This is a genomic window from Bifidobacterium oedipodis (assembly GCF_012932425.1).
Lineage (GTDB): Bacteria > Actinomycetota > Actinomycetes > Actinomycetales > Bifidobacteriaceae > Bifidobacterium > Bifidobacterium oedipodis.
On sequence record NZ_JAAIII010000005.1, the window covers coordinates 1 to 26233 of the forward strand.

20 protein-coding genes and 2 tRNA genes are annotated in these 26233 nt (G+C 58.1%); 18 read left to right on the forward strand and 4 right to left on the reverse strand.

Features of this window, described 5'->3' with window-relative positions:
* Window positions 1-595 precede the first annotated feature (595 nt).
* Window positions 596-2827: an alpha-1,4-glucan--maltose-1-phosphate maltosyltransferase gene (locus G1C95_RS08400; protein WP_169172520.1), complete on the reverse strand. Its 2232-nt coding sequence runs from the start codon at window positions 2825-2827 to the stop codon at window positions 596-598.
* Window positions 2828-3063: 236 nt separating this feature from the next.
* Here G1C95_RS08400 and G1C95_RS08405 point away from each other — a divergent pair, with 236 nt between their 5' ends.
* Window positions 3064-5298, forward strand: coding sequence for a cell surface protein (locus G1C95_RS08405; protein ID WP_169172521.1), 2235 nt, complete (start codon window positions 3064-3066; stop codon window positions 5296-5298).
* A 1058-nt stretch (window positions 5299-6356) separates the two neighbouring features.
* Here G1C95_RS08405 and G1C95_RS08410 read toward each other — a convergent pair.
* Window positions 6357-6433 (reverse strand) — tRNA-Met (locus G1C95_RS08410).
* Between the two features lie 264 nt (window positions 6434-6697).
* On the opposite strand from G1C95_RS08410, the gene G1C95_RS08415 reads away from it, so the two are divergent.
* The 10 genes from G1C95_RS08415 (at window position 6698) to nucS (ending at window position 16268) form a co-directional block, all read left to right on the forward strand.
* Entirely contained in the window at window positions 6698-7732 is a 1035-nt protein-coding gene (locus G1C95_RS08415; RefSeq protein WP_169172522.1) for a homoserine O-succinyltransferase, read from the forward strand.
* A gap of 509 nt (window positions 7733-8241) precedes the next feature.
* Entirely contained in the window at window positions 8242-9048 is an 807-nt protein-coding gene (atpB, locus tag G1C95_RS08420) for a F0F1 ATP synthase subunit A (protein ID WP_169172523.1), read from the forward strand.
* A gap of 113 nt (window positions 9049-9161) precedes the next feature.
* Window positions 9162-9392, forward strand: a complete 231-nt coding sequence (gene atpE, locus G1C95_RS08425) for an ATP synthase F0 subunit C (RefSeq protein WP_169172524.1) — start codon at window positions 9162-9164, stop codon at window positions 9390-9392.
* Window positions 9393-9530: 138 nt separating this feature from the next.
* Window positions 9531-10061, forward strand: a complete 531-nt coding sequence (locus tag G1C95_RS08430; RefSeq protein WP_169172525.1) for a F0F1 ATP synthase subunit B — start codon at window positions 9531-9533, stop codon at window positions 10059-10061.
* A gap of 48 nt (window positions 10062-10109) precedes the next feature.
* Window positions 10110-10937 (forward strand): F0F1 ATP synthase subunit delta, encoded by an 828-nt coding sequence (locus G1C95_RS08435; RefSeq protein WP_169172526.1) that lies wholly within the window; start codon window positions 10110-10112, stop codon window positions 10935-10937.
* Between the two features lie 103 nt (window positions 10938-11040).
* Complete coding sequence (gene atpA / locus G1C95_RS08440; RefSeq protein WP_169172527.1) at window positions 11041-12669, forward strand: F0F1 ATP synthase subunit alpha; 1629 nt, start codon at window positions 11041-11043, stop codon at window positions 12667-12669.
* 3 nt (window positions 12670-12672) lie between these two features.
* A complete protein-coding gene (locus G1C95_RS08445) occupies window positions 12673-13593 on the forward strand; it encodes a F0F1 ATP synthase subunit gamma (RefSeq protein WP_169172528.1) in 921 nt (306 codons plus the stop codon).
* A gap of 9 nt (window positions 13594-13602) precedes the next feature.
* Window positions 13603-15075 carry a F0F1 ATP synthase subunit beta gene (atpD, locus tag G1C95_RS08450; protein ID WP_169172529.1) on the forward strand — a complete coding sequence of 491 codons (1473 nt, stop codon included), beginning with the start codon at window positions 13603-13605 and terminating at the stop codon, window positions 15073-15075.
* Window positions 15075-15374 (forward strand): F0F1 ATP synthase subunit epsilon, encoded by a 300-nt coding sequence (locus tag G1C95_RS08455; RefSeq protein ID WP_169172530.1) that lies wholly within the window; start codon window positions 15075-15077, stop codon window positions 15372-15374. The genes atpD and G1C95_RS08455 overlap by 1 nt, the downstream gene beginning before the upstream one ends.
* Before the next feature lie 105 nt (window positions 15375-15479).
* Window positions 15480-16268 carry an endonuclease NucS gene (gene nucS, locus G1C95_RS08460; protein WP_169172531.1) on the forward strand — a complete coding sequence of 263 codons (789 nt, stop codon included), beginning with the start codon at window positions 15480-15482 and terminating at the stop codon, window positions 16266-16268.
* 178 nt (window positions 16269-16446) lie between these two features.
* Here the strand turns inward: nucS and G1C95_RS08465 are convergent, their stop codons facing one another.
* Window positions 16447-17391, reverse strand: a complete 945-nt coding sequence (locus G1C95_RS08465; RefSeq protein ID WP_169172532.1) for an FKBP-type peptidyl-prolyl cis-trans isomerase — start codon at window positions 17389-17391, stop codon at window positions 16447-16449.
* Window positions 17392-17471: 80 nt separating this feature from the next.
* Here G1C95_RS08465 and G1C95_RS08470 point away from each other — a divergent pair, with 80 nt between their 5' ends.
* The 3 genes from G1C95_RS08470 to G1C95_RS08480 all read left to right on the forward strand — a co-directional run bounded on the left by G1C95_RS08470 (window position 17472) and on the right by G1C95_RS08480 (window position 20835).
* Window positions 17472-18710 carry a hypothetical protein gene (locus G1C95_RS08470; protein WP_169172533.1) on the forward strand — a complete coding sequence of 413 codons (1239 nt, stop codon included), beginning with the start codon at window positions 17472-17474 and terminating at the stop codon, window positions 18708-18710.
* Entirely contained in the window at window positions 18710-19717 is a 1008-nt protein-coding gene (locus G1C95_RS08475; protein ID WP_169172534.1) for a DUF8094 domain-containing protein, read from the forward strand. The genes G1C95_RS08470 and G1C95_RS08475 overlap by 1 nt, the downstream gene beginning before the upstream one ends.
* A gap of 143 nt (window positions 19718-19860) precedes the next feature.
* Complete coding sequence (locus G1C95_RS08480; RefSeq protein WP_169172535.1) at window positions 19861-20835, forward strand: co-chaperone YbbN; 975 nt, start codon at window positions 19861-19863, stop codon at window positions 20833-20835.
* An 87-nt stretch (window positions 20836-20922) separates the two neighbouring features.
* On the opposite strand, the gene G1C95_RS08485 is transcribed toward G1C95_RS08480, so the two are convergent.
* The gene (locus G1C95_RS08485) at window positions 20923-21549 is read right to left on the reverse strand and encodes a CYTH domain-containing protein (RefSeq protein WP_169172536.1); all 627 of its coding nucleotides are present in this window, start codon (window positions 21547-21549) and stop codon (window positions 20923-20925) included.
* Between the two features lie 129 nt (window positions 21550-21678).
* Between G1C95_RS08485 and G1C95_RS08490 the strand changes: the two genes are divergently transcribed.
* The 4 genes from G1C95_RS08490 to G1C95_RS08505 all read left to right on the forward strand — a co-directional run bounded on the left by G1C95_RS08490 (window position 21679) and on the right by G1C95_RS08505 (window position 26202).
* Window positions 21679-21751: transfer RNA gene (locus G1C95_RS08490), tRNA-Arg, on the forward strand.
* Between the two features lie 294 nt (window positions 21752-22045).
* Window positions 22046-25039 carry a Spy0128 family protein gene (locus tag G1C95_RS12705; protein ID WP_169172537.1) on the forward strand — a complete coding sequence of 998 codons (2994 nt, stop codon included), beginning with the start codon at window positions 22046-22048 and terminating at the stop codon, window positions 25037-25039.
* Between the two features lie 104 nt (window positions 25040-25143).
* Window positions 25144-25617, forward strand: coding sequence for an HTH domain-containing protein (locus tag G1C95_RS08500; protein WP_169172538.1), 474 nt, complete (start codon window positions 25144-25146; stop codon window positions 25615-25617).
* A gap of 117 nt (window positions 25618-25734) precedes the next feature.
* A complete protein-coding gene (locus G1C95_RS08505; RefSeq protein WP_169172539.1) occupies window positions 25735-26202 on the forward strand; it encodes a hypothetical protein in 468 nt (155 codons plus the stop codon).
* The last annotated feature ends 31 nt before the right edge of the window (window positions 26203-26233 follow it).

Here is a 26233-nt window from a genome sequence, read left to right on the forward strand (position 1 = left end):
AGGTAAGATGGGTGTACCGGCCCATGGGCCCTCCCGATGTCTGGTTGTCGTAAGCAAACACCATGCTATCGGGAACCCATGGGCCCATATCATTCACACCCGTTGCACTTGCTCTGAAAATTCAAGAAGCAAATGGCAGGCAAAAGAGATTTTCGTTGGAATTCCGCCGTTTTGTCGCGTCTGTGCGTGGTTGAAGGCGTTGGGAAGCAAAAGAAAACAGCATGTGGCGTTGGTTTCAGGAACACGCGGCTGGTCTCGTATTGGCTATACGACAGATTGTTGGGATTCATAACGGGAGTTATTCGCCGCCAGACATTTTTGACTCTCCGTCGTCATCGTATCAATGCCTACTGGTTGTGCGGAACATTCAACAGCTGGTTCTTGAATTCCTGATAACCCAACAGCAGCTTTTTCTCTAGCGAAACTTCATTGTCTCGTAGGCTGTTGGACTATGCTCCTGCGTATGTGGTTGATTCGAAGACGAGGACCAAACTCAGATTAAGGTTTCTTAAAGCTGGTTGTAATGGCTGTGCTAACAGTTGTGTGCCGCCGAAACATACGCTTCGACGGCACACAACACATTATTAGAGCTCGGTTACTGCACGCTGAAAATGTGTGCCACGTCAGCCCACGGGGCAAGCGAGACGAAGTTGTCCCAGCCCCACTGGAATTCGCGGCCGGTCAGTTCGTCGCGCACCTTGAACGGGCGGTTGGTGGGCAGGCCGAGGTCGGCCAGCTCGATGTGAACCATCGACTGATGGGCGTTGTGCCCATCGAGGTTCACAACCACGATCAGCGTATCCGCCTTGCCGGTGCCGGTCAGTTCGGCCGGGGTGTGGCGGGCGAACGCGAGAATGTTCGGATCCGAGGTTTCCAGCATGGTGAGGTTGTGGTAGCTCAGAGCCGCTGGGTGGTTACGACGAATCTTGTTGAGAGCGGTGAGCATTTCGGCCACACCGAACTGCTTGGCCTGGTCCCAGTCGCGCACCTTGACTTCGTACTTCTCGTTGTCGATCTGCTCCTCGAAGCCGGGGCGCTGACGGTTCTCGATCAGTTCGTAACCGTTGTAGATGCCCCAGGACGGCGAGCCCATGGCGGCCAGCACCGCGCGCACGCAGTGGCCGGCGATGCCGTTGTCGCGCACGTAGGCGGTGAGGATATCCGGCGTGGTGGGCCAGAAGGTGTTGTGCTGGTAGTAGCCATCGTCGCCGTTGGTGACGGGCAGGTACTCCGCAAGCTCTTCCTTGGTGTTGCGCCACGGGAAGTAGCAGTGCGACTGGGTGAAGCCCACATAGCTCAGCGCGCGCATCATGCCCGGACGGGTGAACGCTTCGGCCAAGAACAGCACCTCCGGGTGCTTCTTGGTGACGGCGGCGATTACATCCTGCCAGAAACGCACCGGCTTGGTGTGCGGGTTATCGATGCGGAAGATGGTGACACCTGCATCGATCCACAGGTTCATAATCCGCTCGACTTCCTTTTCAATGCCGGCCATGTCGGCGTTGAAGTCAATCGGATAGATGTCCTGATACTTCTTCGGCGGGTTTTCGGCGAAGGCGATGGTGCCGTCCGGCTTGTGGCGGAACCAGTTCGGGTGCTGCTTAACCCACGGATGGTCGGGGGAGCACTGCAGGGCGAAATCAAGAGCGATTTCCAAGCCCAGCTCATGGGCGCGCGCAACGAAGGCCTTGAAATCATCCATCGTGCCCAGCAGCGGGTCGACGGTATCGTGGCCACCGAGCTCAGAGCCGATGCCGAACGGCGAACCCGGATCGTTCGGTCCGGCGACCAACGAATTGTTGCGGCCCTTACGGTTGGTGGTGCCGATCGGGAAGATCGGCGGCAGGTAGACGATGTCGAAACCTTCGGCGGCGGCACGGTCGAGACCCGCCAGCGCGGTTTGCAGCGTGCCCTGCACGATGGCACCGGTGTTCGGATCCACATAAGCGCCTTCGGAGCGCGGGAAGAACTGATACCATGCGGCGAAGCTGGACTTCGGGCGCTCCACCTTGAAACGCTGCGGCTGGCTGGGCGACAGGCCGTCGCGCAGCGGATGGGTGTCATGCAGCTGAGCGATCTGCGGATTGTCGCCAGCGGCCAGACGATCCTCAGCACTCAGCGAGGAATCGGCCATAGTCTCAGCGGCCTTCTGCAGGGTCTTGCGATCCTGGGCGCTGAGCTTGGCGTCTGCGGTGACGGCCCAACGGGCGAGCAGTTCCGCGCCGGAATCCAGCGCATTATCCACGTCGTCGTTCACCTGCACCTTGATGCGGGCGTCGCGCAGCCAGGAGATGTAAGTGTCCTCCCAGCCTTCGATGGTCACGGTCCACTCGCCAAGCTGGCGCTTGACTGCGGCATAGCCGTCTTCCCAAGGTTTCAGATCACTGTGCTCGCCGCACTTGACGCTCACGGCCCAGCGGTCGAGACCGGGGTTGGTGCAGGTCATGGCGCGACGCATGGTTTCACGTCCGCGAGGATTGCGAACCACGGCGGTGGCACCCACTTTGGTGCGACCTTCGATGAACACCTGGGCGGTCATCTCAAACGGTTCGCCGAGCTCGACGCGAGGCGCATAAGTGCCGCGCTCTTCAGCGGGGGTGATGTCCATAACATTGATACGGCCAAACTGGCCGGGCGCACTTGCCTCAATGGTGGGAGCGGGAACCTCTCCGGTCATGCCGCTCAGTGCCTTGGTGACCTTGGCCGTCTCGGCGTCCACACGTTTGCGACGCGTGGTGGTTTTCTTAGCCGTGGTCTTACGCGGCTTCGGCGCTTTACTTTGTTCACTGCTATTGCGCGTATTCGCGCTTTCTTGTATTGCTGCCATAGCGCTCATTCTAAGCCTTGGCACCGAAGAATGCACGATGTGGATAACTTTTGTCTCAAGGGCCGTAAAACGGCTTCAAGTGGATAACTCTGCACTCGAAGTTATCCACAACTCGCCGACAACGGGCAAGCTCTCTCCACATTGCCCAAAAACCATGCCGTGCGACGGCGAAATCTGCCATGCTCATTACCACTCGCGCATCGCTGCGCGGGGCTTAATTCCAAGAGAAAGGACAGATGATGAACACGATATGGCAGCGAAGGGGCAAGGCCATCGTGGCACTGCTCATCAGTATGGTCATAGTGATTGCCGCAGGGCTGATTTCCGCGCAAACCGCACGTGCGGAAACGCTGCGCACACCCGACAAAAGCGAATACCTTTCGTATGTGTATAACGGGCAGCTGCGTTACCTGGGCGTAATAGGTTCGGACTCAAGTGGTAACAAATTCTATTGCATCCAGGCAGATAAGCTCACCGATATGGTGATCGGCTCACCCGAAACGGTCGAGGACAGCGAAAAAGCACGACGCATGGCTTGGATTCTTGACCACTATCGCGAAACGGATACGGTTTCGCATGCCGCGATCGCCGTGATCATCCAGGAATATTTCGGCGATGACGGCCAGTGGGAGAAACATTTCAATTCGGTGTTTGGCGCGTTGCCGAATGTTGTGAGTCGAGCCGGTGAGATTTGGGCCGAGTCCGAGGGCAAGGTGCCTGGACGGGCCACTGTCGAACGTATCGATGCTGTGGCGTTGCGCAGCGGTTCGGTGAAGGTTCGTGTGGAGGATTACAACGGCAATCTGATTGCCGGTGTGCCCTTTACCGTTACGCTGAGCGGGCCTGCCGCGTTTGTGGAAAATGGGCAGACCACGTTGTCGGGAACCTCCACAAATGAGCCGCAGGTGTTTGCCTGGCAGGCCACAGGTTATGGCGAAGTGACTGCCAGCATTGAATACACGCGTGGGCAGGTTAAGCGCTACGACAATGTGACTCAGGATTTGCTGGCCTTCGACTCCTATGATTCGGTGGGCGGTGAGGCTACCACCTTCCAAGTGCATCGCGATTTCGCGCCATCGGTGAGCACCACGGTGCCTGCCAAGGAGGTTGATGCTGGCCAACCGGTGGTTGACACGGTGACCAGCGGGTTGGTCAATGCCGATGATCAATGGCTGGAAGGACTGCCGATTGAAGCGAAAGGATATTACTATGCCGGCATACATCACAGTGCGTTGGGCAATATTGTTAAGCCGGAGGCGGGGGAGTCGGCTCAGGCTTTCATCGGCAGGCTTGCATCACTCGGCTATCAGCCCAAGGCCTACGGCACGGCCGTGTTCACCGGGCCCGGGCAGACGGTTGAGGTGAATGCCGCCAATGATGCGGGAGCCGCATATCTCGCACAACAAGATGATGGCTTCGGCACCTGGGTGTGGGTGATCGAACGGGATGCACAGCAGGGCGACGCTCCGGTGTATCTGGATCAGGATTATGCTTCGGATTTCCTTGAAGTGGCCGAAACCACCAGCAATCGCAATATGGCAGAGGTCTCCTCGGTGATTACCGAACATTCGGTTACGGTGGGCGCGGAGCTGAGTGACACGATTACTGTGTCTGGCTTCCCCGACGACCATGGCGACTTCGCCGGCAATGAGGAGTATGGGTTCGAAGCGGATCGCCCCTATGCCAAGGTCAGCCTGTGGTGGGCTGGAGACCCGGACGACGCTTCCAAGGACGAACGGTATAAGCCCAAAGGTGCCGAAGTGCCTGAGGAAGATGCCTATCACACCAAGGTAGGTAGCTGGGATTTGCCGGCGAAGAATGGTGTGTATCGTGTGGGTGCCGATGCTCCGGATGCTCACGGCAATCCGATTTCCATTGTGGTGCCCAAGCATGGTTGGTACGTGTTCGTATGGGAATTCGCCGGCGACAGCCGTGTGATGCCTGCGGCCAGCCGATACGATGACGGCTGGGAGCGGGCGCGGGCCATCGAGCAGGAATGCGAAGAACCGTGCGAGCCCGATCCATGCGAAAAGGAGTGCGAACCGGAACCGGACCCGTGTGAGCCGGATGATCCGTGTGAGCCGGAACCTGAGCCAGAGCCGGAACCTGAGCCGGAACCTGAACCTGAACCTGAGCCGGAACCGGAGCCGGATCCCGATCCCGAGCCGGAGCCCGACCCGGAACCCGAGCCCGAGCCTGAGCCCGACCCGGAACCCGAGCCCGAGCCTGAGCCCGACCCGGATCCTGATCCTGAACCTGATCCTGAACCTGAACCTGAACCTGATCCCAATACTCAGTCTCCCGAAGACACTACGGGCCCTGAGAAAACAGCAAAGGTCAAAACGACTGGAGTCAAACAGCTGGGTAAAACCGGTGTGGGCATGGACGCGATGCTGGTGATCGGCATTGTGGTGGCCTCGCTCATCGTTGCCGGCGTAACACTCATCATTATCAAACGACGCAGTTGGTGACTAGAGCTGGTAGCCATCTGCGGCTGGATCGCTGGTAACCACCAATAAGGCATGGTAACCGCAAGGAGTGTGGTTGACGCTTAGTGAAAATGGTTGGTAACCAGACTGACAGCAAAAACTGTACCGTCGGCGGAGCCCTATCCCGTTCCTCGTTGATGTTCCCAACCGTCGTCGGTCCATAAGCAGTGGGTCGGAGCCCTCACCGGTTCCGGCCCACTGCTGTTGTCATCATTATCGCAACGAATCCTATGGGGAATCCGGTAGCCAGAGCCTTAATCCTGGCCCATGCCGTATCAAGAAACACCTACGGACGCAGAAATAGCGGCATATATCGACCTTCGTAGGTGTGTGGAGATACGGATTGGTAATAACGGCATTTGAAGAACCGCGGAATATCAACGATTTCAAATTGTCCTTCGTTCTGCTGCATGAAGACAAACACCTACGGATAGCGTAATAGGCACCTAAATCAGCTTCTGTAGGTGTCGTCTGAGCCGCGGCAGTGAGACGGTAGTCGTAAAAACGTTGAAATATCAACGGTTTTCAATCCATGGTCGTGATGCAACTTGGATCAGAACACCTACAAAAGGCGAATTAGCATTGCAAATAGGCCTTCGTAGGTGTGTCAGTGCACTGAATAAGTGTGACATTGAGCGAACGGTACATGCCGGATGCATTGGTCCTGACTTTCCGTGCGCTAGGACGCGTACGGGCCGCACTTCTGGTTGTCGGAGGCGGGGATTGCGGAATTGTGCAAGCTTGCCTGGTGTATGAAGATCTGAATGCGGCGTTAAGCATCCATGTGAAAGAGAGGAATGGCCGCAAAGCTGTTGTTTTGTTATATTCGCCTGTCATTTTGTTACATGCTTACGTGAGAATCTCGCAGGCGAACCGTGCAGGCCGGCAGGCGAACCGTGCCGATTGGTAGGTCAGCCGTGCAGGCCGGCAGATGGGGTTTGGGCCTATAACCCAGCCCTATAACCCCAGAAACGGCTTCAGCGCCAATTGCTTCGAAAACGGAAACAGGCTAGGAATCGTTGTGATTCCTAGCCTGTCAGTGGTAGCGGGGCATGGATTTGAACCATGGACCTCTGGGTTATGAGCCCAGCGAGCTACCGAGCTGCTCCACCCCGCGTCGGCTTGTTCGTTTGAACAGCTCTATCTACAATAGGCGCGATTGGTGATATGTCAAGATATCGGCGTGTCGAGTTGGGGGATGCGTGAGGATGCGTGTTGCAGAACAGGTTTCTCGCAAAGTTCCGCTGTGTTTTGTCGGTGCTGGCACAGGCCGACCAGTCTTGGACCATTCCGTTGAGCGGGTATGCGGGTTATGTCGGCGCTGGCATCGGCCGACCGCTCATAAGCCGCTCTTATCCAATGTGCGGCTAATAATAGGGCCATGCCTATCAAGATTCCCGGAGGCCTTCCGGCCCGACAGATCCTCGATTCGGAGCGCATCTTCGCCCTCGAAAAGCCCGAAGCGGAGCGCCAACGCGTGCGGCCGCTCAAACTGGTGATCTTGAACCTTATGCCGAAGAAAATCGAAACGGAAACGCAGCTGCTGCGCCTGATCTCGAAAAGCCCGCTGCAGGTGGAGATCGATTTCATGAAGACCTCCACGCACGAGGCCACGCATGTTTCCGCCGATCATCTGGTCAAATTCTATGAGACGCTGGATGCCTTCCAGCATAACTACTACGACGGTTTTGTAGTCACCGGTGCCCCTGTGGAGCATCTCAAGTTCGAGGACGTGGATTATTGGGATGAGTTCAAGACCATCCTCGACTGGGCGTCCACCCACGTGTTCTCCACCATGTATCTGTGCTGGGGCGCGATGGGCGCGCTGTACTACCGCTACGGCGTGCGCAAAATCGATTTGCCGGAAAAGATTTTCGGCGTGTTCCCGCAGTATTTGCAGGATGAATACTGCTTCCTGACCAATGGTTTTGATGAGATCGCGCTGCAGCCGCACTCCCGTCTCGCCGGTGTGAACGAAGACGACATCAATGCTCAAGCCGACCTTCAAGTGTTGACGTGGGGGCCTGAATCCGGCCCTGGGCTGGTGGCCACCCGAGACTTCTCCGAAGTCTTCGCGCTGGGGCACTGGGAGTACGGCAAAACCACGCTTGCCGAAGAATATGAGCGCGATATGGCCAAGGGCATGACCAACGTGCCGTTCCCGAAGAACTACTTCCCTCACGACGATCCAAGCATCGAGCCGCTGTTCTCATGGCGTGCGCATGGCAATCTGCTGTGGCGCAACTGGCTGAACTGGGTGTATCAGACCACGCCCTACGACCTCAAGGAAGTGCCGCAGCTGCGCGCGCAGAAGCGTCTGGGCACCGACCGTTCGATTCGCCATGAGCCGGGCGGGCCGCGCGGCGACGATTTCCAGCCGTTCCTGCATGACGGCTACGGCGTGATCCGCGGCTGAACGGTATTGCCGACCCCGGCGGGTGTTCGGCAATGGCCGCATGGGCTCCCATAGGTTCTGCGCAGATGTGGACTGGGCAGGTAATGCCGCAGTTGTCACTTCGATATCGGCAGCGAACACGCAATACTCTTCACGGGCGCGCAAGCTTCCCCTTGAAGATCTGCGATGACCACAATGTGGACACGTCAGCTGTTCGGTTTTTGGGCATTCTGTGACATATTTACCAGTTTGTTTGCGCTCACATTCACATAAAGAAACGCCGTGCAAACCAAGGCAGCAGAACGCCTGATGAGGAACGCGCCGACATACGGTTGACTTTGTCGAGCCGAAGGCAAATAATCACTCGATAGCCATTCGCAGTTGAGTGCCCAACGTCGCATCGAGGTATTCAACCTCCCATGCTCGCTAGGCATTGCCACGAGGTGGACGACCGTAACCAACTGGTCACATAGTTCGCTTGTAGTGGGATAAACTGACAGCTACAGAAAGAGGAAGTAGGAGGCGCGCGAATGAACGAAACCCTGCTATCCGGGGTCATGCTGGCCTCAGGCGATGTGGAACTGCCCGGCGTTGGCGATTTTCTCTTGCCTGAGATTATTTTTCCCGGCACGCCGTTCGCCATGGACCGCATCATCATGGTGCGCGTCATCGCCACGGTAATCATGCTGGTGGTGCTTGGTCTGACCGCCGCCCGCGTCAAGCTGATTCCCGGCCGCTGGCAAGCCGCTGTGGAATGGGTGCTTGAATTCGTGCGCGAGCAGATCGTCTATCAGGTTATGGGTGAGGAACGCGGCAAGCGCTATGTGCCGATGATCACCACCATGTTCCTGACGATTTTCGTATTCAACATCTGCGGCATCATCCCCGGCTTCAACATCGCGGCCACCGCCACGATCACGATGCCGTTGGTATTCGCCGGTTGGTGCTTCGTACAGTATTGGATTGCGGGCATTCGTGAGAAGGGCCTCGGCGAATTCCTCAAGGAAGAGCTGTTCCCCAAGGGCGTTCCCGCTCCGATCTACATTCTGCTTACCCCGATTCAGCTGCTTGAGCTGCTGGTGATTCGTCCGGTCTCCCTGACCATCCGACTGTTCGCCAACATGCTGTCCGGCCATATCATGGTTGGTCTGTGCTTGGCCGCAACTCAGCTGTTCCTGGTGGAAAGCCACAGCCTGATGGCCGTCATCGGCGTGGGCACTTTCGCCGCCGGCATCGCCATGACCCTGTTCGAGGCGTTCGTCGCCGCCCTGCAAGCCTTCATCTTCGCGATGCTGACCACTGCATACATCAATATGAGCTACCCCGAAGCGGAATAATCCGCACTATCCAATAGGCCCTGCGGCTTACACCACAAATCAAGTCGCACAGCCCTAAAGGATCAACACAAGATTTCCTTCGTTACCGAAGAAAAACCCAGAAAGGACAAACCATGGATATCATCACCCTCGCCGAGGTCGCTGGTAACCTCAACGCTATTGGCTACGGCCTGGCCACCATCGGACCTGGCATCGGTCTGGGCATCCTGATCGGCAAGACCATCGAGGGCACCGCTCGTCAGCCTGAGCTCGGCGGCCGTCTGCAGACCCTCATGTTCCTCGGCCTTGCATTCGTCGAGGTGCTGGCCCTCCTCGGTCTGGTGGCAGGCTTCATCTTCCAGTGAGTCCTCGGTAGGCCGTGGCGCCGCATCGTGCGCCTGAACCATTCCATCGCACCACGGTGCAGGGAATGCGCAGGGAGCTGAAAACAGGCGGCCGGCAAACTAGGAATCACGGAAGAGCCTTAAGAAAAGGAGAACGACATGACTATTGCGGAAGGTGAAAAAAGCGGCATCGCGCTGTTCATCCCCCAGGTCTATGACATCGTATGGTCGCTGATTATTCTGCTGATCGTTGCGGTGTTCTTCTACAAGTTCTTCATGCCGAAGTTCCAAGCCGTGTTCGATGAGCGTGCGGCCAAGATCGAGGGTGGCATTGCCAAGGCCGAACAGGCTCAGGCTGATGCCGTCGCCGCCAAGGAGAAGTACGAGGCCCAGCTGAGCACCGCTCGCGTGGAAGCCTCCAAGATCCGTGACGACGCCCGCGCCGAAGCATCGCATATCATCGCCGATGCCCGTTCCCGCGCCGAAAGCGACGCGGCACAGATCACCGCCAACGCGCAGCGTTCCATCGAGTCGCAGCAGCAGCAGGCACTGGTCTCGCTCAAGGGCGAGGTCGGCGTGCTGGCTACCGCTTTGGCAGGCAAGATTCTTGGAACCAAGCTTCAGGACGCCGACGTGCAGTCGTCGATGATCGATCAGATGATCGACGATATGAGCACCAGCGGCAAGTGAGCCATGGCACAGAAGGCAAATACGGCACAGAAGAAAGGCAGGTGACCAATGCGAGGAGAAGCATCGCGTATAGCCGACAGGCAATCGCGTGACACGCTGGCCCCCAAGCTGCGCGATACGCGCGAGGAGGCCTGGCGCATCGGCAACGAGCTGTTCACCCTCACCAGCCTGCTGGACCACAACATCCAGGTCGAGCGTGCGCTCACCGATCCATCCCGTCCGGTTAAGGACAAGGTGGATGTGCTTAACACCCTCGTGGGCGGTCAGGCACACCCGATGACCATGGAGATCATGGCCGATCTGGTGGGCCGCAAGTGGAGCCGCGTGTCCGATATCGCCAACGCCGTCGAAGATTTCGGCGTGGACGCGATGATGTATTACGCGGACGCCACCGACCAGACCCTCAAGGTCGCCATCGAGCTGGCCCAGCTGCATTCCGCGCTGCTCAACCTGCCGGTGGTGCGCTCCAAGCTCTATGATGCTTCGGTGTCCAGCGAAACCCGCGTCAAGCTGTTCCGCGAGCTGTTCTCCAGCAAGGACCTGAACCCCATCACCATGCGCTTGGCCGAACATGCCACCTGCAATCTGAGGAACCGCCGCTACCTGACCACCATTCAGTGGCTGATCAACAAGTTCTCCCGCCATATGGGCGAGTCGATGGTCACCGTGACCACCGCAAGCCCGTTGAGCGACGAGCAGATCAAGAAGCTGATTGCGATCTATACCAAGAAGGTCGGTCGCGCGGTCCACATCAATTCGGTGGTTGACCCGTCCGTTCTGGGCGGCATGCGCATTCAGGTGGGCGACGAAGTAACCGATAATACGGTGGTCGCGCAGCTGGAGAATCTGCATCGAACAGTGAAGGCTAAGGCCTGACGAATACAGCGTTAGCCGTTGACGCACGGAGTTTTTCTCCGTCGTTTGCGGCGAACACCTCCCCGCAAGGGGAGGATACACAAGAAAACAATAAGGAGTGATCATGGCAGAACTCACCATTGATCCCGCCTCGGTACGCAAGGCGCTGGACGATTTCGTCCAGGCGTACAAGCCGAGCGACACTCCCACCCAAGAGGTGGGCTATGTCGCCACGGCCGGCGACGGCATTGCGCACGTGACGGGACTGCCTGGTTGCATGGCCAACGAGCTGCTGACCTTCGAGGACGGCACGCTGGGCCTGGCGTTCAACCTTGACGCCCGCGAGATCGGCGTGGTGATCCTCGGCGACTTCGCAGGCATCGAGGAAGGCCAGGAAGTGCGCCGCACCGGCGAAGTGCTCTCCGTGCCCGTGGGCGACGGCTACCTTGGCCGCGTGGTCGATCCGCTGGGCAAGCCGATCGACGGCTTGGGCGAGATCAAGAGCGAAGGCCGCCGCATCCTGGAGGCTCAGGCCCCCGATGTGATGCACCGTCACCCGGTGGACGAGCCTATGTCGACCGGCCTGAAGGCCATCGACGCAATGACGCCGATTGGTCGTGGCCAGCGTCAGCTCATCATCGGCGACCGCCAGACCGGTAAGACGGCCATCGCCATCGATACCATCATCAACCAGAAGGCCAACTGGGAATCCGGCGATCCGAAGAAGCAGGTGCGCTGCATCTACGTGGCCGTCGGCCAGAAGGGCTCCACCATCGCCTCCGTCAAGCAGTCGCTTGAGGACGCCGGTGCTATGGAGTACACCACCATCGTGGCTTCCCCGGCTTCTGATTCCGCAGGCTTCAAGTACATCGCCCCCTACACCGGCTCGGCCATCGGCCAGCACTGGATGTACAACGGCAAGCATGTGCTGATCGTCTTCGACGACCTGTCCAAGCAGGCCGAAGCCTACCGCTCGATTTCGCTGCTGCTGCGTCGCCCGCCGGGGCGTGAAGCCTACCCGGGTGATGTGTTCTACCTGCACTCCCGTCTGCTCGAACGCTGCGCAAAGGTCTCCGACGACCTCGGCGGCGGTTCGATGACGGGTCTGCCGATCGTCGAGACCAAGGCGAACGATGTGTCCGCCTACATCCCGACCAACGTGATCTCCATCACCGACGGCCAGATCTTCCTGCAGTCCGATCTGTTCAACGCCAACCAGCGCCCCGCAGTGGACGTGGGCATTTCGGTGTCCCGAGTTGGTGGCGCGGCCCAGACCAAGGCTCTGAAGAAGGTCTCCGGCACGCTGAAGATCTCCCTGGCCCAGTACCGCTCGCTGGAAAGCTTCGCCATGTTCGCCTCCGATCTGGATGCGGCCTCCAAGGCGCAGCTGACCCGTGGTGCCCACCTGACCGAGCTGCTCAAGCAGCCGCAGTTCCATCCCTATTCGATGGAGCAGGAAGTCGTGTCCGTGTGGACCGGCACCCACGGCAAGCTTGACGACCTCGATCTGAAGGACGTGCTGCCCTTCGAGCAGGGTCTGCTGGACTACATCGAGCACAACACCGACATCCTCAAGACCATCCGTGAGACCGAGGACTTCACCGCCGACACCGAGGCTGCCCTCGCTAAGGCCGTGGATGCCTTCCGCGCCACCTTCGTCTCCTCCAACGGCAAGCCGCTGGTCGAGAAGAAGCCCGACGTGTCCAAGGCCACCCCGGTCGATCAGGAAACGATCGTGGCAGGAGACAAGTAAGCCATGGGCTCGCAACTCGCATTGAAATCACGCATCCATTCCACCGAGTCGTTGGCGAAGATCTTCAACGCTCAGGAGATGATCGCGTCTTCGCATATCGCCAAGGCCCGCGACGTGGCCCTGAACGCGAAGCCGTACACCGATGCGATTTTCGATGCCGTGCAAGCGTTGGTGGCCCACACCCATATCACGCATCCGATTGCGGTGAGGGACGAGCATAATCCGCGTGTAGCGGTGCTCGCCCTCACCTCGGATCGTGGTATGGCGGGTCCCTACACCTCCTCGATCATCCGCGAAACGGAAATGCTGCTGGCCCGCCTCGAGGCGGACGGCAAGCAGCCGGAGCTGTTCGTGTACGGCCGTCGCGGTTCGACGTACTACAAGTACCGCAACCGTGACATCGCGGCGACTTGGGAAGGTGACACCGACCAGCCCGGCGTTGAAATCGCCGAGACGATTTCCAACACCCTGATGGACGCCTACATGAAGCCGGCGGACAAGGGCGGAGTCTCCGAACTCTATATCGTCTACACCGAGTTCATCAACATGGTGGTGCAGAAGGTGCGCGTGCTGCGCATGCTGCCTGTCGAAATCGTGGAGAACGAGACACCGGATCGCGCGCCGGAATCTGAGATTCCAGTGGACGATGTGACTCCGTTGTACGCCTTCGAGCCAAGCCTTGATGAAGTGCTGGATGCCATTCTGCCGAAGTACATCCAGTCGCGTATCCACGAATGCCTGCTGACCGCAGCCGCATCCGAAACCGCGAGCCGTCAGAACGCCATGCATACGGCAACTGACAACGCTCGCAGTCTGATTGATGATCTGACGCGCCAGCTCAATGCTTCGCGCCAGGCCTCGATCACCCAGGAACTTACCGAAATCATCGGCAGCGCCGACGCGCTGAACAAAGAAGAAGAGTAGGAACGCGATATGGCTGACAACCAGACCGAAGCGAGACTCGAACCGACCAACGGGCGCGTCACCCGCGTTCAGGGTTCGGTTATTGACGTTGAATTCCCGGTGGGCCACCTGCCCGACATCTACAACGCTCTGACCGTCGAGCTGAGCAACACCGGCACGCAGGAAGAGGGCGAAACCACCCACACCATCACCCTTGAGGTCGAACAGCACCTCGGCGACTCCACTGTGCGCGCCGTGGCTCTGAAGCCGACCGATGGCTTGGTGCGTGGTGCTTCCGTGACCGACACTGGCGAGCCGATTTCCGTGCCCGTGGGCGATGTGACCAAGGGTCACGTGTTCGACGTGTCCGGCAACATCCTCAACAAGAAGCCGGATGAGACGATTACCGTCACCGAGCGTTGGCCCATCCACCGCAACCCGCCTGCATTCGATCAGCTGGAATCCAAGACCCAGATGTTCGAAACCGGCATCAAGGTGATTGATCTGCTGACCCCGTACGTGCAGGGCGGCAAGATTGGTCTGTTCGGTGGCGCAGGCGTGGGTAAGACCGTGCTGATCCAGGAGATGATTCAGCGTGTGGCGCAGAACCACGGCGGTGTCTCCGTGTTCGCCGGCGTTGGTGAGCGTACCCGTGAGGGTAACGATCTGATCGGCGAAATGGACGAAGCCGGCGTGCTTGAGAAGACCGCACTGGTCTTCGGCCAGATGGATGAGCAGCCGGGTACCCGTCTGCGCGTGCCGCTGACCGCACTGACCATGGCTGAGTACTTCCGCGACGTGCAGAACCAGGACGTGCTGTTGTTCATCGACAACATCTTCCGCTTCACGCAGGCCGGTTCTGAGGTGTCCACCCTGCTGGGCCGTATGCCTTCCGCCGTGGGTTACCAGCCGAACCTGGCCGACGAGATGGGTGCGCTTCAGGAGCGCATCACCTCGACCCGGGGCCACTCGATCACCTCGCTGCAGGCCATCTACGTGCCCGCCGACGATTACACCGATCCGGCCCCGGCCACGACCTTCGCCCATTTGGACGCCACCACCGAGCTTTCTCGTGATATCGCATCCAAGGGTATTTACCCGGCTGTGGATCCGCTGAGCTCCACCTCCCGCATCCTCGACCCGCGTTACGTGGGCCAGGCGCACTACGACTGCGCGAACCGCGTCAAGGCGATTCTGCAGCGTAACAAGGAGCTGCAGGACATCATCGCCCTGATCGGTATCGACGAGCTTGGCGAAGAGGATAAGACCACTGTTAACCGCGCCCGTAAGATTGAGCAGTTCCTCGGCCAGAACTTCTATGTGGCCGAGAAGTTCACCGGTCGCCCGGGCTCCTACGTGCCGGCCGACGAGACCATCGAGGCCTTCACCCGCATCTGCGACGGCGTGTATGACGACGTCCCGGAGCAGGCGTTCTCCGGCATCGGTGGCATCGACGACCTCGAAGCCAAGTGGCATGACATGCAGAAGGAACTGGGTGCGTAATGGCTGAATCGGCAAAGACCACCATGAAGGTGAACATCGTCGCCGCCGACCATCCTGTGTGGCACGGCGAGGCGACGTCGGTGACCATCCCCGCCTACGAGGGCGGCATGGGCATCCTGCCGGACCACGAGCCGGTGCTCACGGTGATCAAGTCCGGCACGGTCACCGTGGTCGAGCCCGACAACGACCGCCATATGTTCGAGGTGACCGACGGATTCATCGCCTTCGACTCGAACAAGCTCACTGTGGCCGTTGAACGCGGCCGCGACGTGAAGTACTCCACTACCGAGGAGCAGTAGAGTTTCTTCATTTCATAACAGCGGAGCCTCACTCAACCCCTGAGTGAGGCTCCGCTGTTGTTTATTAGCCTTGGGCTGTCATGGGATACGGTACAGTGGTGGGACGTGCGAATCATTGTTGCTGACTGCTCGGCCGAATATTCCGGCCGCCTCAACGCCTCTCTGCCGCTGGCCAAGCGTGTGCTGCTTATCAAGGCCGACAACAGCCTGCTTATTTTCTCCGAACTCGGTTCCTATAAGCCGTTGAACTGGATGGCAGCCCCTTGCACACTTAAGGATGTGACCGCGCAAGTCATCGGGCAAGTCGGTGATGAATCTGGTGATGAAGCCGCTGAGGCTGGACAAGTCGATGCTCAGTCTAAAACCAACGAATCCGCTGATTCTGCCGAGCCCTCCGAGACCTTGCCGCAACAAGTACTGCGCGTCAGCTCCGATAAATCCTCGGACGTACTCGAAGTGAGCCTGTTCCACGTCTACAGCGACGAAAGCTACGATCTGGGCGAGGATCCGGGCTTGGTCAAAGACGGCGTCGAAGACCATCTCCAGCGCTACCTAGCCGAACAAATCGAACGTATCGGCGCAGGCGCCAAACTGGTGCGCCGCGAATACCCCACCGCCATCGGCCCGGTGGATATCATGGCCATCAACGCCGACGGCGAGCATGTGGCCGTCGAAATCAAGCGCCACGGCGGCATTGATGGCGTTGAACAGCTGACGCGCTACTGCGAATTGCTCAACCGTGACCCGCTGCTGGCCCCCGTGCATGGCATCTTCGCCGCCCAAACCATTACGCCGCAGGCTCAGGTGCTTGCCAAGGACCGCGGCTTCACCTGCCTGATTCTCGACTACGACGAGATGAAAGGCGTGGAAGACGACTCCCTGCGTCTGTTCTAAGGTTTTCGACGCCCCACAACTTGAGCGCTGACCAATCGAACGTAAATTCTTCAGTCAAGATACGAAGAGGCCCGCTGTCGGACGATATCAAACCGTCCGACAGCGGGCCTTCGTGATCCTTCGTCTATTGTTCGTCTATTGGTCCGCTAACGGGTGAATCCGTGCGGAACTATACGAATCAGTATGCTGCAACGATATCCACCACGAATACCAACGTAGCGCCGCCCGGAATCGTGTCACCGGAGCCACTATCGCCGTAACCCAGGTCAGAGGGGATTATCAGCAGTACCTGGGAGCCGACGGTCTGACCGATCAGACCATCCTTCCAACCCTGGATAATCGAACCGGAGGAAGACAGATCGGCGTCGAAGGTGGCGTCGCGATCCCACGAGGAATCGAACTGAGTGCCGTCGGTGAGCCAGCCGGTGTACTTGACCACGGCGGTGCTGGCGTCGGTCAGCTTAGCGCCGTCGCCCTTGATCAGCGTCTGCGTAATCAACTTATCGACCTTGCCCTGACCATTCATATCAATCGAGGGCTTGCCATCCTTGGCGCGCGTAACCTTCGGCAGATCGGCCGGCACATCGGTTACTTCGGTGCCGGTGGCCTTGTCCAGATCCTTGGACTTGGAAACCAGCGTCATCGCCATAATGTAGTTGTAGCCGGAGGAGCTTTCGTCGTTGATGCCGAAGCCGATGGTGGTGTTGATCTTGGCACCCTTGATCGTTTCGTAATACGGAGAGGTGAGGGTGGATTCGCTCACCTTAATCGAACAATCGGCGGCTTGGCCATCGCCCCACGTGTCCATGATTTCGGTGCCGTCCTTGAGGTTGACGGCCACGCCGCGGGCGCACACACGGTCGCCCTCTTCAATGACGTCGCCGTCGCCCTTCTGCAGCACGACGTACGAGCCATCCGAGACGGTCATCGGCGATTTGAAGGAGATGGTCGGCTTCTCGCCGAGCTTGCCGGTGGCGGTGACGCCGGCGATCTGGTTTTTGCTGTCGCTTGAAGTGTTGGACGAGTCGGAGGAATTGGAGCAACCGGCCACGGCGATGCACATCATCAGCGAGCAGGCCACGGCGGCGGTTTTCGACAATACGGAGGTTACAGACTTGCGCATGGCACACCACAGTACCGGGGAACCCTGATTTTCAGCTGTCCTAGGTAATCAACAGGTGGTGATTGTAGAATGGCAACGTTATGAGTGTTGAAGAACAGACAACAGAGCACGAGCATGAGCGCGACACCAAGCGCCCCACTCGTCATGCCGTAATCATGCGCGGAGTGGTGACGCCCATCTTTGGCCTGCTCGCCGTAGCGGCCATTGCCTTGGGGCTGCTCAATGCTACCGTGTGGAAGCCTTCTCACGATATTGACGCCACGGCCAGCGTTTCCGGCTCGCGCTATATCGTCACCGATCCAGGTGTGCTGCCGCTGCTGGATAAGAATGCGACACTCACCGTGAACGCATCCTCATCTTCCGATGAGATATGCGTGGCATTGGGATCGTCCAAGGACGTTGCCGGTTGGGTGGCTGCTGACGGCAACAGCTACCAGCGCATCACCGGGCTGGCATCATGGAGCGAACTGTCGACGCAGACGGGCAAGGCGTCGTCCAGCAGCTCATCCTCCTCTGGCACACAGAGTGAGCCGGTGGATTTCCGCGATTCACAGATGTGGACCTCCGTTGAATGCGACAAAGGTTCCGTGTCCATTGATAGCAAGAACACCGACGATACGACGATGGCCATCATCGATTTGGGCCAGCGTAACGCTCGGGCCACGGTGGAGATGCACTGGGTGCGCTCCGAGGTGCCGGATTTTGCCATGCCGTTCTATTTAAGCGGCGGTCTGTTGGCCGTACTGGCTGTATTGAGCGCATCGCTATTTGCCATGCCGCCGCATAAGCGTCGCCATCGTTCTGTGGCTGCTGAGGCTGCTGGTGCTGCTGTATCCGCTGCCGCCGGTACACGAGCTGCCGATGAGGTGCCGATTGGTGTGGCACTGGCTGGAACTATGCGCAAGATCACCCCGTCGAAACGTCGTCGTCATGCCACGTCACATCGTCGTTCCGGTGCGCGCCCGACGCAGAATACTGAAGTTTCCGAAGCTCTCGAAACGCCAACCATCATCGATCCGTCCGCACGTAACCTGGTTGCCGACCAGCAGCAAGGTGCGGCTGGTACGGCTGGTGCTGACGCCGGCGCTGCTGCGACTGCTGCTACGGATACTGCCGCGACCACCGCTGCGGGCAACGCTACGGATAATGCTTCGAGCAATGCTTCGGACAATGCCGATCGCGTGGTGCAGTCGGGGCATCCGGACAACGATGTGGAATCCACCTCGGTAATCACTCCGGATGAATTGCAAGCCTATTTCGCGCGTCTGGCGCAGGAAGTCGGCGATGCCGGCAGCGACACTGGTCAGGAGAATCGTTGATGAGCATACGAATGAACAAAGCCTGCGCGGCCGCAGTGGCCATTATTGCCCTGATCGCACCGCTGGGTGCTTGCGAAGGTCAACTGCCCACTCCCACCACTGCTGGTTCTTCGGCGGCGGCCACGCCAGACCTCACCGAAGCGCAGGAGAAAAAGATCCGCACTGCCATTCTTGAGGCAATCGGCAAAGCCGATCAAGGCAAAAGCACGGATGGGCTGGACGCTTGGATGGGCGGGCCTCAGCTGGAAATCCGGTCCAGTCAGATCACCATCGCCCAGCGCACCGGTAATATGAGCGCGTTCGCCACCATCCCCAAAGACATCACGCAAACCGTGATCCCCACCGATGATGGCTGGCCTCGCTCGGTGTTCACTATCACCACCACCACGGAGGATCAGCAATCCAACCGTCTGCTGGTATTCAATCAGGAATCGGCGCAGCAGAACTACAAGCTCGTGGCCATGGCGCGACTGTTCCAAGGCGCGCAGCTGCCCAAGTTCGAAATCGCCTCCCACGGTTCGCGCATGGGGCAGGCAAAGGATGAGAACCTGGTCGCCACTCCCGCCGACGCGTTGGCCCAGTATGCCGACGTGCTGCAGAATGGCACGAACAGCAAGTACTCCGACAAGTTCGCCGATGACGACTTGCGCAGCAATATCGCTGAACTGACGACCACGGTGCAGGAAGGTATGCAGCGCAACAATGGTACGCAGCAGCAGACCTTCACCGCGGTTCCCGATCAGATGTGGATAATGCGATCGCCCGACGGTGGCGATCTGGTGGTTGGCCGTATCGACTCCGTGTGGACGCGCCAGGCCGGCGACGGGCGCGAATCGCAGCCCGCCTCCGACGATGAGAAGGCGTTGTACAACTCCGACAAGTTCACCAGCACTATGAAGGTGACGTATGTGAACGTGGTGGCGCTGTACATTCCGCAAGCGGATTCGGACGAGCAGATCACCGCAGTGGGTGCCGATCGTCAGCCGGTTAAGGTCGAAGCGTTGTAGTGCGCTGGTAAGCCGGTAGGTCGATAAGTCGGTAAGTCGGTAAGTCGTGTCTCTTCTTTGAGCGCAATTTCGATGCTGGAAGGTGCTGGAACTAGGATGTGGTTCCAGCACCTTTTTGTTGTGGGCGATGTATGGAGGCAACTATGGCAGATCAGCAATTCAATCCGGGCGTATCGTTGGCGGGCGCGGTCGATTTGGGCGCGCTGGCCCATCAGGTGAAGGCCGAACCTGGGCAGGCTGGTGGCGCGCCTGCAGCTGGCGGCTATGTGATCGACACCACGGAGAACACGTTCCAAGCCATGGTGCAGACCTCCGCCACCTTCCCGATTCTGATGTTCCTGTGGGTGCCGACCGATGATCGCCTGTTCCCCATGGCCCGTGCGCTGGGCGACGCGGTGAACAAGCTGAACGGCCAGATTCAGTTGTCGCGTATTGATATCGCCACGAATGCTTCGATTGCTCAGGCTCTGCAGGTGCAGGGTGCGCCCGCGCTGTTTGCGCTGATTGGTGGTCGTCCGATGCCGCTGCTGCAGGGATTGCCCGGCGACGACGAGCTCAAGCAGATTTGCGATGAAGTGATTCCAAAGATTATTCAGGCCGCCGCACAGTCCGGTGTGAATGGCACTGCGCCGTATTCCGGCGATCCGGATGCCGCCGGTGCCGATGGTGCTGGCGCGGGTGCCGCTGGGGTTGCCGCACAAACGGTACCGCCGGAGCATACCGAAGCGCATCGCTTGGCCGAAGAGGGCGATTACGCCGCTGCCGCTGCCGAATATGCGCGTGTGATGGAAAAGGATCCGAAGGATACGCTGGCCGCTCGCGAGCATGCCAAGGCGTTGCTGCTGGCGCGCTCGGCCCAGGCGAATGTGCGTGAGGTGCGTGCCGCTGCAGCCGCTGCTCCCGATGATGTGGAGGCCCAGCTGGCTGTGGCCGATATCGATATGATCGGCGGGCAGATTCAGGATGCCTTCGACCGTCTGCTGGACTTCCTGGCCTCCGGTCACAAGGCGGATATCGAGCCGGTGCGTGAGCGCCTGCTGGAATACTTTGCTATTCCTGAGCCGACTGACGCGCGCCTGAAGCAGGCTCGCCGTCGCCTGGCCACGTTGATGTACTGATTGTCTGGCCGCATTGATGCGCAGATTGGTGTCGTTGTTTTAGCGGGGCTGATGCGGCAACAGCGCTTGCGGGGTGTCTGCGAGTTGTCAGACCATTTTGTTGTGACCGAACAGCTGCTGGAACTGAGGTCCTGTTTCAGCCAGTTCGGCTTCGAAATCGGCCGCCCACTCGCTAAACGGGCGGCCGGCGAGCCCGTCGTTGTTGAACCGCGCCTGATCGGTGATTTCGGTAATGCAGAATTTCGGAATCGTCAGGTTGGTTACCGGGCTGGAACGTTCGGCCTCGGCGACCACCAGTGGCGCGTTCGCCCCGCCGAACACGTCCACGCTCCAGCCGTCTTCGGCGATCCATGCGGAATATCGGTTTTTGATAATGATTGAGCCGCCTCGTTTGATGAGCTCGGCGGCGATGCGCGTATCGATGGAGCGCTCCACCTCGTAGCGCGTGCCGCCCACGGACGGGCCTTTTACGGTGACGTACGCTTCGGAGAAGCGATCCTGATACTGGTTCAACACTGCTGCGGGATCGACGTCCGGCGTCATGTCAAGACTGATATTGCGTGAGGCCAAGCGCACGCGCAGGGCATAATTGTCGGTATACACGTAGTAACTCTGGATAATCAGCGTGGGATTATCGCCGTCGTTGTATTCTTCCGGCAGTTCGCGGCAGAAGAAGCGGCGCTCGTATTCGAAATCATTCGTGTGGTCCGACATAGCCCCATTGTAGGGCGTATTGTGCCGCGAAATCGGCTAGAGATGAACGATTGCAAAAAATGTGAAACACTCACACACGACCCGGCTGACCAATATGGACGCGGGTGGTGTACAGTAGTGGAGTTGCTCGGGTTCGTAGCTCAGTGGATAGAGCGTCTGTCTCCGGAACAGAAGGTCGTGGGTTCGATCCCCATCGAGCCCACGAGAATGGCTGGAATTCCAAAGATTCCAGCCTTTTGTGTTCTTTAAAACGTTGTGATAAGGCTGTGCGTTTGTTGGTGCGGTGTAATGGGTGAAGGCGACACGCCGTCGAAAGAGGTGGTGTGAAGGGGGTATTGGAAAACGACTTCCTGATGGCGTTCAGATATGTTTTCTCAGATGAGGAAGGAAGCGGTTTAAGGGGGTCTGAGCGTTCCGCCCAACGGCTACCGTGACGGTTGAATAGATGCGTTCGACCATCGGGCGCATGCAAACGTCCGGTCGCGAAGAAGAGAGCGTGACCGGGGAAAGCGTGAAAACATGCGAAATCATTCGCTCCCCCCCCCCCCTATTGGCTTGTAGAGAGCTGGGAAAGAAAATAACGGGCTTTGTCGCAGGCTTCGCCATGCTGGCCACAGGTGGTATCGTCGCCACCGCAGCAGCAGCGGAACCGCAATCTAACGAGACGCCGCAGACGGCCACCGTGGTGAAGACCGTCGACGAGTTCAAAAAAGCGATTGCTGCTCAGAGCAATCTGATTACCGTTGATGGTGATTTTGAACTTGACGATATGGTGGTATTGCCGCAGCAGTCAGATATTACGGTTGGCGGCAAGGGAACAATTCAGTTCGGAACAACTGGTGGTATTAAAGTTCCTGACGATGCGTCGTTAATTATCGATAGCGACAAGTTGGTGTGGGATGGCGGCAATGGCGGTGGTACTGAAGCTGCAGCGCACGCTGTGCCGATGATCTGGTCCCAAGGCAAGCTGAAGCTGAAAGCCGGTATCATTCAGAATTTCACAGGCGGTAATCCTTCGGTAAACGATGCTTATTTGTCTTTGACTGGTATCAATGCCGTATACATTGATGGCACCGGTGATGGCCAGAGTGAGTTCATTATGGATGGCGGTTCCATTGAGAAGAACACTACTGCCGGTACGAATTATGGCGGTGGCGGCGTTAAACTTGCTGGCGATAAAGCTGTCATGACCATGAACGGTGGCAAGATCAGCGGCAATCATGCCACTCGTAACGATACTAGTGACGGTATCTTTGGCGGCGGTGTCATGTTGTTCAATGGTGGCACGTTCACTATGAACGATGGCGAGATTACGAACAACGTGGCAGGCTCAATGGATTTCCAACAGGACGCGTTAGGCGGTGGCGTTGCGGCTATAGGAATGGGCAGTAAAGCTCATGTGGTATTGAACGGTGGCTTTATCAGCGGCAATAAAGCACTGTCGGCTATTGGTGGCCACGGCGGCGGTGTCATGGTTCACACTGAAGCTACGTTTGAAGCCCAAGGTGGTTCTATCAGTAACAACGAAACCACCGGTATGGGCGGCGGTCTGTATGTGGACGGTCTTGCCACTGATGGCGTTTCGAATAATAAGTTCTACAACACGGTTATCACTGGTAACACTGCAACCAATCTTGGCGGCGGCCTATGGATTTGCCCGACTGGTCGCGGTAGCCTCAGCGTGACCAAGGGAGCAGCAATCTATGACAACAGTGCGCCGAATGATTCGGATTCTTCGGCATCGACAGCTGCAGGTGATGATTTCGTTGCGCATCCTCGCAAAGGGGATGCCAAGTATCCGGTCACCTTGGCTTCGCGTATGCTCGGCGGCGGTAAAGCAACCTGGTATCAGGATGGAGGATTGCTGCCGAACTTGACCAATGATGATGGCAGCTATAGCCGTCCCAATCCGCAGGCCAACGCTGAGGTCCCTCGTTATGATGCCGAAAACCCTGGCGAAGCTGTCGTGTTGGAAAACGACGAACAAGCTCGTGCACTCAAGAATGTGACTACCGGTGGTGCCAAGGCGCTTGCGAACAAGTTAGGCAAGGTCGTAATCTCGGGCAATAAGGCGAAGGTCGGCGGTGGCGTGGCCACAAATTCGATGATTTCCTTTGGAGGCGACGACGAAGGTGAAGACATTGATTATTCGCTGACCGTCACCAAGCAGTGGGATGATGCCATCGCTGAAGCTGATCGCAAAGATGTATCCATTGACCTTAAGATCGGCAATAATCTCATCGACAGCGCGAAACTCAGCGCAAACAATGAGTGGACAGCGACATTTGATCATCTACCCGCTCCCGATGGGTACGATGCTAATGGCACTCCGTATCTTAGCGACAAGGATGGCGAACACCTTAAGTTCCAGATTGTTGAATCCAGTTCTGGTTATGAAGTGGAATACGGTGCATGGACACACGATGCTGACAAGCATACGCTGACAACGAGTCTCATCAATAAGCTCCCTGTCAATGCTTCGTTGACGGTCCAGGGGTTGAAGACGGTTGATGGCGAGAAGCCGGATAGCACGGACTTCAAGTTCAAGCTTGTGCCCGGTAACGATGCCACGAAGCAAGCCATCACCGACGGTAGCATTGTGCTTCCCGATAGTGCTGTGGATGGCAGCGTAATGTACACAGGCAATGACTCCGAGGGCAAGTTCGCGTTCGACGCGATTACCTTCACCAAGCCTGGAAGCTATCAGTTCCTGGTGACCGAGCCTGCAGACATGGTTCCCGACGGATATGTTGGCGACGCTGCTGTATATACGGTTGGCGTGACCGTTGACGATAGCATGCAGGCGAGCATCGCCTATCTCACCAAACAGGTGGGCAAAGTCATCACCCAATTAACCGGTGAAAACATGGTCATCAGATTCGACAACACGACCAGTACGACTCCGCCGACTCCCACTCCGACGCCTCAGGACGCAACGTTAACCGTCAAGAAGGTCATCGAAGGCTGCGACAAGAACGGTTCATTCGATGTTACGACCAGTGTGCCTTACGCGGGTGTGAACGATACGGTCAGTCTTGGCGATGGCGATTCGAAGGACTATACGATTCATTTCCAGGATCCGAATGGTGCCTTTGCCTACACCGTTCAGGAAGCAGATCCGGGCAACGGATATCAGGTTAGTGTTTCCGATGGCACGTCCACAGTGGATGGCACCGCGTTCAGCGGCAGCATCAAGCCGGGACAGCATGTGACGGTTACGGTGACGAACAAGGGTGAGGATTGTCCGGTGCCTCCGGAGCCTACCCCTGATCCTGATCCTGAGCCTGAGCCGGAACCTAAGCCTGAACCAGAACCTGAACCGACGCCGACCCCTGAGCCTAAGCCGGTTCCGGTTCCCAACACTGGAAACAAACCGAAGCCAGAACTGAGCAAAACCGGTGTGGCTATTGCCGGTGTTGCGGGTGCAGTGGTTCTCCTGCTCATCGCCGGTATTGCGCTGACGGTAGTGCGCCAGCGTCGCAATCAGTGATTGGCATGCATAGCAGGGCATGACAAAAAGGAGGTTCGGAATAGTGAGATTTCCGAACCTCCTTATCTTCGTATTCATTGACGTAATAGGGGGAGCGTAACCGTATGGTTAACGCACGTCGTAAATTCACCAAGCAGCAAATCCAATATTTGCGTACGTTGCCGGCGGTCGCAAACGTGACTGCGGTGCGAATTACATATTCGGACAGGTTCCGCACTCAGGCGACGGCACGGTATTTGTCAGGGGATAGTCCGGTGCGAATCTTTCGCGAGGCGGGACTTGATCCCAAAATTATCGGATACAAACGAATCGAACGTGCGTTCGCGCGATGGAAGCTAGGTGCGAAGTCATCGCCCGGCGTTGACAGGGGATGGGTTGTTGTCGAAGGTGACGGGCGGGCTTCGGATGCCTCTGAAGCGGATGGCACGCATCGTCTGACTGGTTTCGACCTCCGCGATCGGTTGATTGCCGATCAGGCGTTACAGATTGCACAGCTCAAGGAATATGTTGGTGAACTCGAGCGTGAGCTAGATCGATCTGTAGAACGTGCAGATGAGACAAATCGCACTCAACTGTGATGGCATCATGCGCATTGCTGAAGCTGGGCTGGGCATTGGTGCCGTTAGGATGGCCTGCGGCCTATATGAGTCGTCGTCCACAAGAGGACTGACGCATGAACGACAGGAGTGTATGTCATGGCTGAAGAGCAGATCAAGAATCAGAACGGGTCCAAGAAGACCAACAAGTGGCTGGTGCCGGTCATCGTGATTGTGGCGGTGGTGGTACTGGCTGTGGCCATCGTATTCGGTGTGCGCATGATGAATGGTGGAGCCGGCGTTGCCTCGCTGGATGATGCCAAAGCCGCCTGCGCCACGGCCTCCGACGAGAACCGCGTTGCTGCCAACGAATACAGCGCGCTGGTTAATGGCGATGCCGCCGAAGCCGCAGCGCTTACCGAGGATGATGTGACCGACGCCTCCACGCTGGAGGCATTGAACGAGGCGCTCGCCGCCGAAGCCCCCGAATATCCCGGTTGCGTGGCCGACGATCAGGCCGGCTACGAATCCGCTACCCAGCAGATCAACGAGCTGACCGGCTGGTATCAGGATCAGTTGGACACGCTGCAGCAGGCAGTGGATGCAGTGAACGCCGCCAAGCAGTAAGTTCCAAGCAGTACATTCCGTGGAATCTTGC